Origin of the sequence: Paenibacillus antri (genome assembly GCF_005765165.1) — a bacterium.
GTDB lineage: Bacteria > Bacillota > Bacilli > Paenibacillales > YIM-B00363 > Paenibacillus_AE > Paenibacillus_AE antri.
The window spans coordinates 19,297-35,946 of the sequence record NZ_VCIW01000002.1; the positions used below are offsets into that span (position 1 = coordinate 19,297).

At 59.1% G+C, this 16,650-nt stretch carries 13 protein-coding genes; 10 read left to right on the forward strand and 3 right to left on the reverse strand.

Annotation, left to right across the window (positions count from 1 at the left end; translation table 11 throughout):
* Positions 1-41 precede the first annotated feature (41 nt).
* From FE782_RS03245 to FE782_RS03255, 3 genes are all read left to right on the forward strand, one after another.
* A complete protein-coding gene (locus tag FE782_RS03245) occupies positions 42-2,264 on the forward strand; it encodes an ABC transporter ATP-binding protein (protein ID WP_138192475.1) in 2,223 nt (740 codons plus the stop codon).
* A complete protein-coding gene (locus FE782_RS03250; protein ID WP_138192477.1) occupies positions 2,261-4,135 on the forward strand; it encodes an ABC transporter ATP-binding protein in 1,875 nt (624 codons plus the stop codon). Before FE782_RS03245 ends, FE782_RS03250 begins: the two co-directional genes overlap by 4 nt.
* Positions 4,136-4,935: 800 nt before the next feature.
* Entirely contained in the window at positions 4,936-5,619 is a 684-nt protein-coding gene (locus FE782_RS03255; protein ID WP_138192479.1) for a hypothetical protein, read from the forward strand.
* A 442-nt stretch (positions 5,620-6,061) separates the two neighbouring features.
* On the opposite strand, the gene FE782_RS03260 is transcribed toward FE782_RS03255, so the two are convergent.
* Both FE782_RS03260 and FE782_RS03265 read right to left on the reverse strand, forming a co-directional pair.
* Positions 6,062-6,715 carry a PspA/IM30 family protein gene (locus FE782_RS03260; protein ID WP_138192481.1) on the reverse strand — a complete coding sequence of 218 codons (654 nt, stop codon included), beginning with the start codon at positions 6,713-6,715 and terminating at the stop codon, positions 6,062-6,064.
* Between the two features lie 2 nt (positions 6,716-6,717).
* A complete protein-coding gene (locus FE782_RS03265; protein ID WP_138192483.1) occupies positions 6,718-7,251 on the reverse strand; it encodes a hypothetical protein in 534 nt (177 codons plus the stop codon).
* Between the two features lie 286 nt (positions 7,252-7,537).
* Here FE782_RS03265 and FE782_RS03270 point away from each other — a divergent pair, with 286 nt between their 5' ends.
* Both FE782_RS03270 and FE782_RS03275 read left to right on the forward strand, forming a co-directional pair.
* Positions 7,538-8,626: an amidohydrolase family protein gene (locus FE782_RS03270; protein WP_238392330.1), complete on the forward strand. Its 1,089-nt coding sequence runs from the start codon at positions 7,538-7,540 to the stop codon at positions 8,624-8,626.
* Positions 8,619-9,002 (forward strand): Rieske (2Fe-2S) protein, encoded by a 384-nt coding sequence (locus FE782_RS03275; RefSeq protein ID WP_138192485.1) that lies wholly within the window; start codon positions 8,619-8,621, stop codon positions 9,000-9,002. The genes FE782_RS03270 and FE782_RS03275 overlap by 8 nt, the downstream gene beginning before the upstream one ends.
* A gap of 47 nt (positions 9,003-9,049) precedes the next feature.
* On the opposite strand, the gene FE782_RS03280 is transcribed toward FE782_RS03275, so the two are convergent.
* Positions 9,050-9,880, reverse strand: coding sequence for a hypothetical protein (locus FE782_RS03280; protein WP_138192487.1), 831 nt, complete (start codon positions 9,878-9,880; stop codon positions 9,050-9,052).
* A gap of 260 nt (positions 9,881-10,140) precedes the next feature.
* Here FE782_RS03280 and FE782_RS03285 point away from each other — a divergent pair, with 260 nt between their 5' ends.
* From FE782_RS03285 to FE782_RS03305, 5 genes are all read left to right on the forward strand, one after another.
* A complete protein-coding gene (locus FE782_RS03285; protein WP_138192489.1) occupies positions 10,141-11,058 on the forward strand; it encodes an ABC transporter permease in 918 nt (305 codons plus the stop codon).
* 15 nt (positions 11,059-11,073) lie between these two features.
* Positions 11,074-11,958 carry a carbohydrate ABC transporter permease gene (locus FE782_RS03290; RefSeq protein ID WP_238392331.1) on the forward strand — a complete coding sequence of 295 codons (885 nt, stop codon included), beginning with the start codon at positions 11,074-11,076 and terminating at the stop codon, positions 11,956-11,958.
* Between the two features lie 120 nt (positions 11,959-12,078).
* Positions 12,079-13,629 (forward strand): ABC transporter substrate-binding protein, encoded by a 1,551-nt coding sequence (locus FE782_RS03295; RefSeq protein WP_138192491.1) that lies wholly within the window; start codon positions 12,079-12,081, stop codon positions 13,627-13,629.
* A 95-nt stretch (positions 13,630-13,724) separates the two neighbouring features.
* Positions 13,725-14,711 carry a hydroxyacid dehydrogenase gene (locus FE782_RS03300; RefSeq protein WP_158299230.1) on the forward strand — a complete coding sequence of 329 codons (987 nt, stop codon included), beginning with the start codon at positions 13,725-13,727 and terminating at the stop codon, positions 14,709-14,711.
* 43 nt (positions 14,712-14,754) lie between these two features.
* Complete coding sequence (locus FE782_RS03305; protein ID WP_158299231.1) at positions 14,755-16,650, forward strand: alpha-galactosidase; 1,896 nt, start codon at positions 14,755-14,757, stop codon at positions 16,648-16,650.

The window sequence follows — 16,650 nt, forward strand, 5'->3', positions numbered from 1 at the left end:
GGGCCTGAACAAATACCTGTCAAAGACAGAGGGAGTGTTTTATGAAACTCGTATTTCGCTACTTGAAGCCGTTCGCGGCCGCGTTGACGGTCAGCATCGTCTTCCTGTTCGTACAAGTGCTGTGCGACTTAGGGCTGCCGAGACTGATGAGCGATATGGTCGACACCGGCATTCAGGCCGGCGGCATCGAACAGGGAGCGCCGGAGGCGATCAGCGCCGAAGGGGTCGACCTGCTGAAGACGTTCTTAAGCGAGCAGGACGCGGAGACGCTGGCGAACGGTTATGCGTCGACGCCGGCGGGAGAGGGCGGAGCGATCGCGGAACGGTTTCCGGCCGCAGGTACCCAAGACGTCTACCGGCTGACGGAGCGGGACGGCGAACGGTCCGAAGCCGTAGACGAAGTCTACACCCGGGCGGCCTATGCGATGGCGCTTACGATGCAAAGCCTGCAACAGGCTTCGCCGGAGGGCGCCGCCGGTCAAGGCGATACGGGAAGTCTCGAGCTGTCGCAGCTGTACGCGATGGCGCCGATGTTCGCGGAGCTGAAAGCTTCCGGCGGACTCGACGCGTATATCGCCGCGGCGGCGGGCGACGAGTCGATGGCCGGCTCGCAGATCGCGGTCATGTTCACCCGCCTGTTCTACGGCGAGCTGGGCGTCGATCTGAAGCAGTTCCAGCGCGATTACATCGTCGGCATCGGCCTGAAGATGCTCGGCGTGGCGCTGCTCGGCGGCGTCGCCGCGATCGTCGTCGGCTGGTACGCCTCGAAGATCGGCACGTCGGTCGCGATGCGGATGCGCCGCGACGTGTTCGAGAAAGTTGGCCGGTTCTCGAACGCGGAGTACGACAAGTTCTCGACCGCGTCGCTGATTACCCGTACCACGAACGACGTGCAGCAAATCCAGACGTTGATCTTGATGGGCATCCGCCTGTTGCTGTTCGCGCCGATCATGGGCGTCGGGGGCATCATCCTCGCGATCCGCAGCAGCGCGTCGATGAGCTGGATCATCGCGGTCGCGGTCATCGCGATCGTAGGCATTATTCTTATCATGTTCGCCTTGGCGGTACCGAAGTTTAAGACGCTGCAGAAGCTGATCGACAAGCTGAACCTGGTCAGCCGAGAAAACTTATCCGGCATGATGGTCATACGCGCGTTCGGGAACGAACGGTACGAGGAAGGGCGGTTCGAGCAGGCGAACGATAATTTGCGGAGGACGAACCGGTTCGTCCAGCGGACGATGGCGTTCCTGTTCCCGGCGATGACGCTCGTCATGAACTTGATCACCCTGCTCATTATTTGGGTAGGGGCGCATCAGATCGCGGCGTCCGAGCTGCAGATCGGCAATATGATGGCGTTCATGCAATACGCGATGCAAATCATTATGTCGTTCTTGTTCATGTCGATGATGTTTCTTATGGTGCCGCGGGCCATCGCCTCGGCGGAGCGGATTCAAGAGGTGTTGAACACGGAGCTGACGATTCGGGAGCCGGCGGATGCGAAGACGTTCGAGCGCGGCGATGGGGTGACGGTCGAGTTCGACCGCGTATCGTTCCGGTACGGGAACGCCGAAGAGGCCGTCCTCGAGGACATCAGCTTTACGGCGAAGCCGGGTCAGACGACGGCGTTCATCGGCACGACGGGGGCCAGGAAGTCGACGCTCGTCAATCTCGTTCCTCGCTTCTACGACGTGACGGCGGGGCGGATTACGTTGAACGGCATCGATATCCGAGAGCTTTCCCAGAAGGAGCTGCGGGAGACGATCGGGTACGTGCCGCAGAAGGGCATTCTGTTCACGGGCGACATCGCTTCGAACGTTCGGTACGGGTACGAGACGGCGGACGAGACGGAGGTGCGGGAGGCGCTGGAGGTCGCGCAGGCGAGCGGATTTATCGAGAAAATGGAGCAGGGCGTCGCCTCGCCCATCTCGCAAGGCGGCACGAACGTCAGCGGCGGCCAACGGCAGCGCTTGGCCATCGCGCGGGCGCTCATTCGGAAGGCGCCGGTGTACATTTTCGACGACAGCTTCTCGGCCTTGGATTTGAAGACGGATGCGGCGCTGCGCAGAGCGCTGAAGCAGTTCACGTCGAACGCGACCGTCCTCGTCGTGGCGCAGCGGGTGAGCACGATCAAAAACGCGGAGCAGATTATCGTGCTGGACCACGGGCGCATCGTCGGCAAGGGCACGCACGAAAAGCTGCTTGAGAGCTGCCCGACGTACCGGGACATCGCCGAGTCGCAGCTGACGAAGGAGGAACTGGGATGAGCGAACGGAAACCGAAACGAGGCCGGCCGCCGGGTCCGGGAGGTCCTGCGGGAGGTCCGCCCGGCATGGGGCGGCTCGAGAAGGCGAAGGACTTCAAGGGCGGCATGAAGAAGCTGCTCGCTTACCTGGCGCCCTTCCGCTGGAAGCTGATCGCCGTGGCGTTCCTCGCCATCGGCGCGACGATATTTACGATCGTAGGGCCGAAGATTCTCGCCATGGCGACCGACGAGCTCGCGGACGGCATCGCCAGCATGATGCGGGGCGAAGCGAGCGGCATCGACTTCGGCTTCATCGGCACGATCGCGATGACGTTAGTCGGATTGTACCTGCTCGGCACCGCGTTCGGGTACGTGCAAGGGCATGTCATGGCCGACGTCGCGACGAAGATATCGTACAATCTTCGGAACGCGATCATGAGCAAGCTCAATCGCATGCCGCTCGGCTACTTCCATCGGAACAGCCAAGGCGACGTGCTGTCCCGCATTACGAACGACGTCGATACGATGGAGCAGACGCTCAGCCAGAGCATAACGCAGCTGCTCTCGTCGCTGGCGATGGTCGTCGGCGTCTTGGTGATGATGCTGACGATCAGCTGGCAGCTGACGCTCATCGCCGTCGTGATGGTGCCGGTGTCGCTGTTTTTCGTCATTGCGTTGGTAGGGATGTCGCAGAAGCACTTCCGCAATCAGCAGCAATATCTCGGCAAGGTGAACGGACAGGTGGAGGAGACGTACGGCGGTCACATCGTCATGAAGGCGTTCAACGGCGAGAAGAAGGCGCTGGCTTTATTCGACGCGGAGAACGAAAAGCTGGCGGAGAGCGCGAAGAAGGCCGAGTTTTTCTCGGGGCTCATGATGCCGGTCATGATGTTCGTGGGCAACCTCGGGTACGTCGTAATTTGTATCGTCGGCGCGTCCATGGCGGCGAACGGCAGAGTCAGCATCGGCGATATCCAAGCGTTCATCCAATACGTGCGGAACTTCACGCATCCGATCACGCAGATCGCGAACATGTCGAGCCAACTCCAGCGGATGGTCGCCGCTTCGGAGCGGGTGTTCGAATTTCTGAACGAGACCGAGGAAGCGGAAGGCAAGGTCGTCGCGGTCGCGGACGAGGCGGCGCTTCAAGGCCATATCCGATTTGAGCATGTAAAGTTCGGTTACGATCCGGAGAAGCCGATCATAAGGGACTTCACGTTAGACGTGAAGCCGGGGCAGCGCGTCGCGATCGTCGGGCCGACCGGCGCGGGCAAGACGACGATCGTGAAGCTGTTGATGCGATTTCACGAGCTCGACGGCGGCGCGATCTTCATCGACGGCCACGATTTGACGGACTTCTCGCGGCAGGACATTCGAAGCAAGTTCGGCATGGTGCTGCAGGATACCTGGTTGTTCAACGGCACGATCATGGAAAATATTCGGTACGGCCGACTGGACGCGTCCGACGAGGAGGTCGTCGAAGCGGCCAAAGAGGCGCAGGTCGATCCCTTCGTGCGCACGCTGCCCGACGGATACCGGATGGAATTGAACGAGGAGACGAGCAACGTCTCGCAGGGGCAGAAGCAGCTGCTGACGATCGCGCGAGCGATTCTGGCCGATCCGCGGGTGCTCATTCTGGACGAGGCGACGAGCTCGGTCGATACGCGCACGGAAGTGTTGATCCAGAAGGCGATGGATCGCTTGATGCAGGGGCGCACCAGCTTCATTATCGCGCATCGGCTGTCGACGATCCGGAACGCGGATCTCATTCTGTGCATGAACGAAGGAGATATCGTCGAGCAGGGCACGCACGAGGAATTGATGAAGAAGGGCGGATTCTACGCGAATCTGTACAACAGCCAATTCGAGCATCCGGAATTGGTTGCCGGGTAAGTCGCAGTTCAAGGAGGGGCCGCCGAGCGCATCGGCGGCCCCTTCGTCGTGGCTTCAGGAGGGCAAGCGCGCCGAAATGGTGTCAAAAGTTGAGCAGTTCGCGAGAAAGGTATCAAATTTTGAGCAGTTGTATGGGGGCGAAGTGCGGCAATGGCGTCGGAAGCGGGGAAGGCGGGTGAAGGCGTGCTCGATCGGGGGCTTGAACGCCGGAATGGTGTCAAAAGTTGAGCAGTTCGCGAGAAAGGTATCAAATTTTGAGTAGTTTTATGGGGGCGAAGTGCGGCAACGGCGTCGGAAGCGGGGAAGGCGGGTGAAGGCGTGCTCGATCGGGGGCTTGATCGCCGAAATGGCGTCAAAAGTTGAGCAGTTCGCGAGAAAGGTATCAAATTTTGAGTAGTTTTATGGGGGCGAAGTGCGGCAATGGCGTCGGAAGCGGGGAAGGCGGGTGAAGGCGTGCTAGATCGGGGGCTCGAACGCCGAAATGGCGTCAAAAGTTGAGCAGTTCGCGAGAAAAGTATCAAATTTTGAGTAGTTGTAAGGGGGCAGGGTGCGACAACGCGACGGAAACGGGGAAGGCGGGTGAAGGCTTGCTCGATCGGGGGCTCGAACGCTGGAATGGTGTCAAAAGTTGAGCAGTTCGCATGAATGGTGTCAATTTTTGAGCAGTTGTACGGAGGTGGGGCACAGTAACGGCTAAGGAAGCGGGAGAGCAAATAGCTATAGTTTTTTCAGCATCACTTAACCCAAAATGTGGTATTATGGGAAGCGGTCCCCTAGCGGGTATTGGAAAGGGGTGGAGCATGAGCAGGAAGCAAGGATGGGGAGCCGTTCTCCTCTTGTTGTGCTCTTTACTGTTACTCGGCGTAACGCATCGCGGTACGATTCTCGGGGATCAACTGTTCCAAGCGATTGGCCTCTCGGCGTGGAGCGACATGGAGAAGAGGCAAGGCTTCCATTACTCCGTCATTGCCGGGTTCATCCTCCTTGTCTATAGCGCGAATCTTACGATCCGTTATTTCAGACAGCGGCATCGTCTCGTCGGCCGAACGGTGTTCCTCGTCTGCGTCGCGTTCTTCGCAACCTTCCCCTACGTGACGGAGCAAGCGTTAGTACTAATGCATCGAAACGACACGGGGATCGACGTCGTCGACGTTCTGAAGAAGGACTCGAGGTGCAGCTACGCGACGGTGGACGATACGGTTCCGATTCAATGCTCGATCCGGCTCGTCAATTACGGCGGCGCAGCGGAACAGGTACAAATACGACCCTTGTTTCGGGAGTTCGGCTCGGAAGGGATCTGGTCTTACGTAGAAGTGGAGTTCGTCCATCTGACATTGGATCCTCGATCGAACCAGGTGTACGGCATCTCCTTCACGACGAAACCCGAGGAGCGATTGCGTTCGACCGGCGTTAGCGGAACCGCGATGTCCTTCGGCGTGGAGATGATCGTGAACGGAGAAGGGAAGGAAGTGTTTATGGAATGAACTCCTATCTTCGAATCATTTCGATATCGGCGGTTAGTTTACTACTTATTTTGTCGGTCGGTTGCGGAGCGACTCCCGAGGAGGATGGGAGCATCGCTTATATTTCGGCGAATCAACGCTCGGACTAAGAAAAGACATTCAAAGAATTGCATCTCGGCATCTTATACGATTTCAACTTCAGGCAAACGCATGCCGATCGAACGTGGGTGACGTTGTGGGTCGAAGGGTATCGCGACGGAAAACCGACGGAGCGATCTCGATTGACCGAACTTGCGTATGGGCGGAGCCCGGGGGCCGACGCGGGAGGTTCCTTAGGCTTCGGTATCATCGATCAAACGGTGCTTCTCTACAAAATAAAAGTAGAGCTCGACGGCCGTCCATAATATAGATCCGCGATAAGAAGACCGCCGGGGGCTCTCTTCCTCCGACGGTCCTTCGACGATTATTTGTTTCTCGCGACCTTCAGCATCTCCAGCTCCGCCCGCACCTCGTCCCGACGCTCCCATTGCTTTAACGGATCGAGCGCCGCGGACAGCTGACGGGACGCGTTCGCTCCGGCCTCCATCCGCCGCACCTTCGCTTCCATCCGAGAGACGTTCCGCACGATCTCGTCGGTGCGGAACGAAGGCGCGGCCGAAGCGGCCGCTCCGACGGCTTGCGCCGCATGGGCGCGGATCAGAAGCGCGTCCAGCTTCGTCGTCAGCCCTCGATGCAGTTGAGCCAATCGGGCCAGCTCGGTCTTCAACGCCTCGAGCTGGCCCCGGATCGCGGCTTGCTGCTCTTCGTATCCGGCAAGCAGCCTGCTTTGCTGCAGCTTGTCCTCCAGCGCCAGCTCCGCGATCGCGTCGTCCTCTTTATCCACGGCGAGTTCCGCCTGCCGCGAACGCTTCGCGACGATCTCCTTCGTCCGAACAATCAGCAAACCGTAGTTTTGCTCGGCCGCGAGCTGACGAGCGATCGCCTCTCGAGCGCTCTCCATCTCTTCCTCGATCTCCCGAATGTACTGCTTCACCATAGCGATCGGGTCCTCGAATCGGTCCAGTACGCCGTGAAGGTCGGCCGCCGCGATTTGTTTGATCCTCTTGAACATCCCCATTGTCAATGTTCCTCCTTATGCTGTTTTCGTTCCCATTCGTCAAGCAGCGTACCTCGGTCGATCGCGACGTCCGGAACGACGGACGATACGGGGGACGCGGTTACCGCGGCCGGCTCGTCCGACTTCCGCGTCGCGAACCAGAACACCGCGATCGTCAACGCCGCGGCCCACCACGGGGAAAGTAGACTGATCGCTCCCAGGACGGCTAGACAGGCGCCCGCCCATCGCAAAAATCCCGTCGTCTTCGCCCATAGCGCGATCGCGGCCGCCGTGACGCCAAGCTTCAAGAGCGCAGCGAACATCCCCCAACCCGCCCAAGGCGGCGCATTGCCTTCCGCAAGCGGTCCCGCTCCCCGGCGGAAGCCGGCGGGTCCGGCATGGCCGAAGCCGCCGCCGCGGACCCCGTGTCCGTGCGCGGAGCCCGCGCCGAAGGAGGCGGCGTTCCACGCGGTATGCAACAGCTTCCAAGCGATGAGCGACAGCAGGAGCAGGACGGCGCCCGCGACGATCCAGCGAATCGATCCCGTTCGTTTCAATAGCTTCACCTCCTCGTCATGAAACCAGTGTAATCCTCGTCCCTGAAGGCAGCTTGAAAGCAGGTTGAACGTTCGCTGAAAAAAGCGCGGCAAAAAGGTAAAGATCGGACAACGAAAAGTAAAGAATGGATAATACAGATATGGCAGCGCTTACGGTATGCTAATAACAAGCACTCGATCTATCGACCTGAGCGTTCCGGTCGAACGACAAGGTCCGGCTGCGCGAGTACGAAACCGTATTTCGAAGCGAGACGCGTAGACATCAACGTCAAGGAGGTTGCAGCAATTGCTGAACGGAATGGTCGTCGTCGATACGGACGTGCACAACGCAATGAAAACCAAATACGACATCTTGCCTTATCTCCCCAAGGCATGGCATGAGGAATGGCTCGAGATGGGGATGGGCATCGCCAGGCAGTATTATTCGGTCGTCGGCGGCGCGCGGAAGGATGCGAACCCGGACACGGGAGGCGGTCCGGGCACCGACCCGGACTTCATGATCCGCCACTTGATCGAACCGAACGGCATCGATTACGCGATCTTGACGTCCGGCATCGAAATATCGTTATACCCCGATCCGGACTATGCCAACGCCTTGGCCAGCGCGTGGAACGACTGGACGGTCGAGCATTGGCTGAATCGGAGTCCGGCGTTCCGAGGCTCGATCGCGATCAACAATACCGATCCGCAGGCGGCCGCGCGCGAGATCGACCGCATGGGCTCCCATCCCGGCATGGCGCAGGTGATCATGAGCAGCGCTTCGCGTATGCTGTACGGTCAGCGATTCTATCACCCGATCTACGAAGCCGCGGAACGCAACGGTCTGCCGATCGCCATTCACCCCGGCGGCGAGGGCCGAGGCATCGCGCCGTCGCCGACCAACGCCGGCTACCCGACGCGGTACTTCGAATGGCATAACGTGCTGCCGGTCAGCTATATCGGGCATCTGAACAGCATCATTTGCGAGGGCGTCTTCGAGAAGTTTCCGAAGCTGAAGTTCGTCGCCATCGAGGGCGGCATCTCCTGGCTGCCGGCGATGATGTGGCGTATGGACAAAAACTACAAGGCGCTCCGTTCCTCGGTGCCGTGGCTGAAGAAGCATCCGTCGGAGTACATCGCGGAACACGTCTTCTTGACGACGCAGCCGATCGAGGAGCCGAAGGATCATAAGCATCTGCTGCAAGTCTTCGATATGATCGGCGCGGAGCGATGCGTTATGTTTTCCACCGATTACCCGCACTGGGACTACGACAACCCGATGATGGCGCTGCCGCCGATGCCGAAGGAACTGAAGCGCCGCATCATGGGGGAAACCGCGATGGAGCTGTACGGTTTACCCCGTCCGGCGGAGACGGGAGGGACGGCGCATGGCTGAGAAGGAGAAGGTGTACGCGGCCGATGCGGAGGCGGTTCGCCGCGAGGGCCGATCGATCGTCGCGGCGAACGGGATGGAGATCGGGATTTTCTACGTAGACGGTCGATTTTACGCGTATCGCAATATGTGTCCCCATGCGGGCGCCCCGGTCTGCGTCGGGCACGTGACCGACACGAGGCTGCCGTCGCAGGTGTACGAATATCAAGTAGGCTTGGAGGGACAGGTGCTTCGATGCCCCTGGCACGGCTGGGAATTCGATCTGAAGAACGGACGCCATTTGGCGGACGAGAGCATCCGTTTGCGAAGCTTCGAGGTCGTGGAAGAGGAAGGGCGGTTGTATTTGACGATGGGGTCGAATAAGAAGAGCCTCCCCTAGAACGGACAAGGCGAAACATGACGCGATTCGGCCGCGTCATGTTTTTTTTATTCGATTCCGAATTCGATCCCGGCGAGCCGTTGTTTGCGCCCATTCAAAGAGACGCGGATGTCGGCCGGCTCCACATCGTCTTCGCGGAACCGGACGACCACATGTTCCTTCGACGAAGAGGAACTCTCCGAATAGTCGATTAGTACGTTGTCGCCCCGATGCTCGACGGTAATGTCCGAGGGAAGCCGCCAGCCTCGAATTTGAACGGTATGGACCCTTCCGTTCATATGCGTGTCGATCGAATGGATCGCCGCCCCTTTTTCGAAAGCAAGCCCCCCATAACGTTTCCCGCCGATAAAGATCGAGTAGGGGACTTCCCTGACGCCCGTCGTCACGCCACTGAATTCTGTCATCGCGTAAAGACTGCGGATGGCGTTCGTAAACTTCTCGTCCAATTTCGCCGGCTTGTTCCGGTCTCCGCCCGCCCAGTATAGAATCAGGACATTCCGTTTTTCGTACATGCGCGGAACGATCATGTTATACTTTTCAGCCTGTCGGCGGAAGTCGTCTACTCCCTCTTGGCGGTGTCTGGCGGAATCGAAAATATAGATCGACGCTTCCTCCTCCGGAGCGGTCCGCTCCCTTGCGCTGCCGACGGCGTACAGCAGCGGTTCCACGCCCGACAGGACCCAATCTTTCCGGGGAGGCTTGGATACGAAGGAGATTCCTTTTACTTGCATCGCCTCCTCCACGTTCGCCTGATCGTAGTTCATTTTCACCTTTGCGTGTAAAGCGTTCGAAGCGACGGGGGAGCGGTTCGGAACCCCCGTACAGGCGATAACGACGGAAAACAGCATGAATACCAGAGCGACTTTGACGATTCTCATCTAATGCCCCCTTCTTCCGGGATACATTCCTAACGCAGTGGAAGCGTCATCGGTTGCGGTACCGGAACACGACCGCCGAGGCACGATCGAAGCGTAACCTCCGTTACGTCTCCCCAATCCTAAGCCGGAGTTAGAAAAATACAGATCCTCCACTTGAAACGGAGACAAAAGTACAGTTTTTTCACTACCCGAGAGGCCGATTTCTAGCTATCGTGGAGTCAAACAGGCAACCACGGCCGGAGCTGGGAGGAATACGCAGCATGCAGCGTTCGAAGACAGTGCGTTTTTTCGGCAGGAACATCGAGTTGTTTACCCTCTCGTTTCCTTCCATCCTTTACATTTTCGTAATGGCTTATCTTCCGATGTTCGGCGTCATCATCGCGTTCAAAAATTACGTGTACGACAAGGGCATTCTCGGGAGCGAATGGATCGGCTTCAAAAACTTCGAGTTTCTGTTCGCGAGCGAGACCGCGTTCCGCATTACCCGCAACACGGTGCTCTATAACCTCGGGTACATGCTGCTTACGACGGTCGCCGCCTTGGCGGTAGCGATTCTGCTTAACGAAATTTCCAAGAAGTGGCTGAGGTTGTACCAAACGTCGATGATCCTGCCTTACTTCTTATCGTGGGTCGTGATGAGCTACATCGTCATGGCGTTCCTCGATCATCAGAACGGATTCATCAATAACTGGCTGGCGGCGGCCGGGCTCGAGAAGATCAAGTGGTATTTCGAGGCGAAATACTGGCCTTACATTCTGAATTTGGTACATCTGTGGAAGGCGATCGGATTTTCGGCGCTGGTGTATTATGCCGGCATTCTCGGCATCGACGGCGAGCTGTACGAAGCCGCCAAGATCGACGGGGCGAAGCGCTGGCAGCTGATCACGAACATTACGCTTCCGCAGCTGACGCCGTTGATCATCATCTTGTTGATCCTAAGCATCGGGAGCATGTTCCGCGGGGACTTCGGTCTGCACTATTTCGTTCCGAACAATAACGGCATGACGTACGCGACGACGGACATTATCGACACGTACATCTACCGCGCGCTCAGCGAAATCGGCGACGTCAGCATGGCTTCGGCGGTCGGCCTCTATCAATCGTTCGTCGGCTTCGTACTGGTCGTGACGGCGAACTTCATCGTTCGGAAAATAAACGAAGACAACTCGTTGTTCTAGGAAGGAGAGAAGCAAGTGAGTACCAACCGTTGGTTTTCGCTCGCGATCCATGCCGTATTCGTCGCGATTACGATTTCGATGCTCGTCCCCTTCGCCTTGGTCATTATGATTTCGTTATCCGACGAGCAATCGATTCTGCACAACGGGTTCCAGCTGATCCCGGAAATCATTACGACCTCGGCGTACGAGTATTTTCTGAAGACGCCGGACACGATTCTAAGGGCTTATGGCGTGACGATCACGGTCAGCGTCGTCGGCACGGTCATCTCCTTGGTGCTCACGTCGATCTTGGGGTACACCTTGTCGAGGAAAGACTACGGTCTGAATCGAATCACGTCGTTCTACGTATTCTTCACGATGCTGTTCAACGGGGGACTCGTCCCGTTTTACATCCTGATGACCCAGTACCTGCAGCTGAAGGATACGATCTGGGCGCTGATCGTGCCGGGCCTGCTCAGTCCGTTCTACGTGCTCATTATGAAGGGATTCATGTCCAAGATTCCGACCGAAATTATCGAGTCGGCGAAGGTGGAGGGGGCGCGGGAGTGGCGGATTTACCTCCAACTCATCCTGCCGCTCTCGAAGCCGGCGCTCGCGACGCTCGGGTTGTTCATCATGTTTAACTATTGGAACGAGTGGTTCAACGCGATGCTCTTCATCAACACGCAAGACCTCGTGCCGTTGCAGCTGCTGCTCGTGCGAACGATGAATACGCTCGACTTCATTACGTCGCGTCCCGAGTTCGCTACCGCGATGGTGTCGTTCGATATGTCGCAGTTCCCGAAGACGTCGGCCAAGTTCGCGGTCGTCGTGTTGTCGGCCGGGCCGATGCTGCTCGTCTTTCCGTTCTTCCAACGCTTCTTCGTGAAGGGCTTGACGATCGGCGCGATCAAGGGATAACGAAACTAGGGCAATCGATAACGTATGAAACGCGGGAAGGACGGTGAACGGAAAAACAGCGTGTCATACTTTACTTTTTATAAAGCTCATTCACAATGAATTCTAAGGAGGGTTATTTCAATGAAACAGGCGATCGAGAAGAAAAAGAAAGTAACCTGGTCGACGATGCTCGCGCTTTGCACGGCGCTCGCGGCGGGACTCGCCGGGTGCTCGGGTTCGACGGCGGGTACGACGGACACGCCGGCCGACAAGCCGGCCGACGCGGCCGCCCCTGCCGACAAGCCGGCTGACCCGCCGGCCGACGCCGAGCCGGAGCTGGAGCCGGTCGAGCTGACATGGTATTATCCGCAAAACCAAGCGCATGTCGATCAGGCGGAAGTCAACGAAGCCGTCAACAAAATTACGAAAGAAAAGCTGAACGCGACGATTAAGCTCATGCCGGTCGACTTCGGCACGTACGAGCAGAAGCTGAACACGATCGTAGCGTCGAACGAAGCGATCGACATCATCTGGACGTCGAGCTGGCTGTTCCCCTTCGCCAACAATCAGCGGAAGGGCGTATTCCAGCCCCTGGACGATCTGCTGAAGAGCCACGGCCAGAAATTGTACGATTCGATGCAGGAGAAGTTCTGGAACGACGCGAAGATCGACGGCCAAATTTACGCCGTGCCGAACTACCAAATTTCCGCCAGCCGCGCGGGCTTGGTGCTGCAGAAGCGGTTCGTGGACAAATACAACCTCGACCTGAGCACGATCAAGAAAATCGAAGATATCGAGCCGTTCCTGAAGCAAATTAAAGAGAACGAGCCGGGCATCGTACCGTTCGGCACGACGAGAGGCTTCTATTCCGCATTGATTTACGGCATCGACACGAAGGTGCCAGTGTACAAGAACGATCCGACGCACACCGTGCTGCCGGAAGTGACGAAGGAAAAGCGGGAAAACTTCAAGCTGGCGCATTCCTGGTATTCTCAAGGCCTGATCAACGAGGATGCCGCTACGCTGAAGTCCGCCGCGGACGCCTACAACAAAGGGAATACGGCGGTTTGGTTCGACTTCACGGGCAAGCCGGGCTCCGAGGTGGAGTTCAGCGCGGCGATCGGCGGCGAACAAGTCGTTCTCCATCCGCTCGCGAAGGCGGTATTCACCGGCGCGGGCAGCACGATGAACGCGATCAGCCGCACGTCCAAAAATCCGGAGCGCGCGATGATGTTCCTCGAGCTCGTCAATACGGATAAAGAGTTGTACAACTTGCTCGTGTACGGCATTGAAGGGAAGCATTATCAGAAGACGACGGGCGAATTCATTAAGACGAACCCGGAATCGGGTTACTTCACGAACACGGACTGGGTATTCGGCAACATCCGCAACGAATATTTGCCGGAAGGCGCTCCTGCCGATAAGTTGGAGCAGACGGCCGCGATCAACGACGAGGCGGAAGTGTCGCCGTACAACGGTTTCGTATTCAACACCGATCCGGTCAAGACGGAAACGGCGAACGTGAAGGCCGTCAACGACGAGTATTATGCCGCGCTCGCGACCGGCACGCTCGATCCGGAAGAGTACTTGCCGATTTACGAAGAGAAGTTGGAGAAGGCCGGCGCCGAGGTCATCCGAGCCGAGATGCAGAAGCAGCTGAACGAGTGGCTCGCGGCGAACGGCAAGAAGTAAGAACCGCCGAGATCGACGGTTAGCAAAATGAATCCAGAGGCGGGAATCGATAGGACATCCGATCGATTCCCCTTCACTTTCGGGGGGAAATCAGCGTGAAAATCGCGGTGCTGCAAAGGAAGGACGTTCGGGAAAAGGTGTTCGGCGCGCATCATCTTGCGTTATTGCGCGAATGGGGGGAGGTCGCGCTGAACGAAGGAAGCGCGAACCCGACCGAGGAGGAAGCGCGCTCGCTCATCGCGGGCGCGGACGTCGCGATTACGTCGTGGGGATGCGGGCCGCTCACGGAGCGGGTGTTGGACGCCGCTCCGAATTTGAAGCTGGTGCTTCATGCGGCGGGAACGGTGAAGCCGATCGTCACGGACGCGATGTGGAGCCGAGGCGTCCGGGTATCCAACGCGACGGAAGCGCTCGGCAAGGGCGTCGCCGAGACGGCGCTCGGCTTTACGATCGTATCCTTGAAGGATATGTGGCGGCTGAGCCGAGACACCCGCGAAGGCGGCTGGGACCCCGGTCCGCGCGTGCGGGAGGTATACGGCCTCACGATCGGCGTCGTCGGCGCCGGTCGAGCGGGCTCTCATTATATTAAGCTGATGCGGAACTTCGACGTGCGGATCGTCTTGTACGACCCGTTCGTCAGCCCGGAACGGGCCAGGGATATGGGAGCCGAGAAGGTCGAGCTGGAGACGCTGCTGCGGGAAAGCGACGTCGTCTCGATCCATCTGCCTTCGCTTCCCGAGACGCATCACATGTTCGATGCGGCGCGTCTCGCGACGATGAAGGACGACTGCGTACTGATCAACACGGCGAGGGGATCCGTCATCGACGAGGACGCGCTCGTCGCCGAGCTGAGCAAGGGCAGATTATACGCTTGCCTCGACGTCACCGAACCGGAGCCGCCGGCGGAGGATCATCCGTTCCGAAGGCTGCCGAACGTCACGCTGACGCCGCATATCGCCGGCGCCGTCAACAACGGGATGGGGCGGATCGCGCAGGCGGTCGTCGACGACTTGAAAGCGTATACCGAAGGCCGGCCTTTGTCCGGCGAAGTGCGAGCGGAGCAGATGCACCTGCTCGCGTAACGGGAGAGTACGAAGTCTTATGAAGAACGGAGGGCTGCCAACCATGCAGCATCTTGATGAAATTGTATTCGATCGGGCCTCGGCGCAGGTCGCGTTCGACGGCGGGACATTCGCAGGGGAAGCGGCCGACGCCGCCGAGGAGCGGACGGACGGCAGTCGATCCTGGAGATGGTCCGGATTGACGTTGTCCCTTACGGTCGGCGCCGACGGGATCCATACCGTAACGGTACATAACGGCGGCGGGAAGGACATCCGGCTGAAGTCGTTCAGTCTGGAGTGGCGTCCGGTCCGGGGAGGGCCGAATCTGGATGCGCGAGAATACGTGCAGCTGCAGCATCCCTCTACGTTCGAGGGGTTGGCGGGCGTACGCCCGATCCACCGTCCGAACGATTGGTCGGATCCCGCGGACGAATCCGGCATGGTGACCGTGCTGTCGCGCCGGCGTCCCGGCGAAGCGCTGTTGCTCGGCGCCCTTCCCCCGTACGGCGATTGCTTCGTCGGCTTTCCGATATTGCATGAGCACACGCATCGAGACGGCGCATTCGGGATCGCTGCGCGTCTCAACGTTCCTCGCCGTCTTGCGGCGGGAGAATCGCTTACGTTGGCGCACTTGATCGCGCTGCACGGGACGGACGGCGTCGCGCTGCTCGACCGGTACGCGTCGCTGCTTCGGGAGCGGCTGCCTGCTTCGCTCTTCCCCGAGCGGCGCATGACCGGATGGAACTCCTGGGATTATTACGCCGGGGCCGTCGCGGAGGAGGATCTCGTCGTCAACGCGCGAGCGGCGCGCGATCGGTGGGGAGCCGGGGCGCTCGACTATATCGTGATCGACGAAGGGTACGAGCGACAATGGGGCGTATGGGAAGCGGGCTGGAAATTCCCGAGCGGACTGAAGACGTTCTGCGATCGAATTCGCGAAACCGGGTCCGAGCCCGGCATCTGGACGGCGCCGCTGCTCGTCAATGTCTACACGCCCTTGTACCGGGATCACCCGGATTGGTTCGTCGGCGACGCGGACGGAAATCCGTACGTGGCCAGCATGGGGTACGGTTCCATGGTTCTGCTCGACATTACGCACCCCGACGTACGCGCGCATCTGCGCTCGACGTTCGCGGAGCTGCGAGCGGCCGGCTTTACGTATTTCAAATGCGATTTCGCCCAGTATCTGATGGGCGCCTCCCGATTTTACCGAGACGACGTCACGCCCGCGGGGATGATTCGCGAGCTGTTCGTGCTCATTCGCGAGACGATCGGGGAAGACGCGTATTTGCTCGCTTGCGGCGCGCCGTACGAATCGGTCGTCGGCATCGCGAACGCGCATCGGACGACCGGAGACACCCATCACTATTGGAGCCACATTCGGCAAAACATTCGCTCGATGCTGGCGCGCTGGTGGATGCAAGGTTCGGTCGGCAACGCCGACCCCGACTTCGCGATCGTTCGATGCGAGAGCACGACGGACGATCGCCGCCTGAGCCGGCGCCTCGCGAAGTCGCCGTGGCGGAGAGGCGGAAATTTCTACACCGGTCGGGAGATGAACGAGGAGGAAGCGAAGACGCTGCTTCTCGCTTGCTATGCGGGCGGCGGCGATATGGTGTTCAGCGACGCGCTGCCTCTGCTCAACGAGCGCGGGCTCGGGCTGTTGGACGCCATGCTTCAGGAGCCGGTCGACCGGGGCGTCCCGCTCAACTTGTTCGACTGGGACGGGGACGATCTGCCGATCGTCGAGGCGCAAGGGAAGGGACGCAAGCTTCTCGTATTGTTCAACCTGAGCGACGATTACCGAAGCGCGAGGCTGCCAGCGGCCTATGCCGGGCTCAAGGGCGCGCATGAGGAATTCTGGACTCGGGAGCGTGTCGACATGCTGGAAGGAGGTGACATCGTCATGGGCCCCCATTCCGCTAAGGCATGGTGGGTAGCATCGGAAAGCGAGACATAA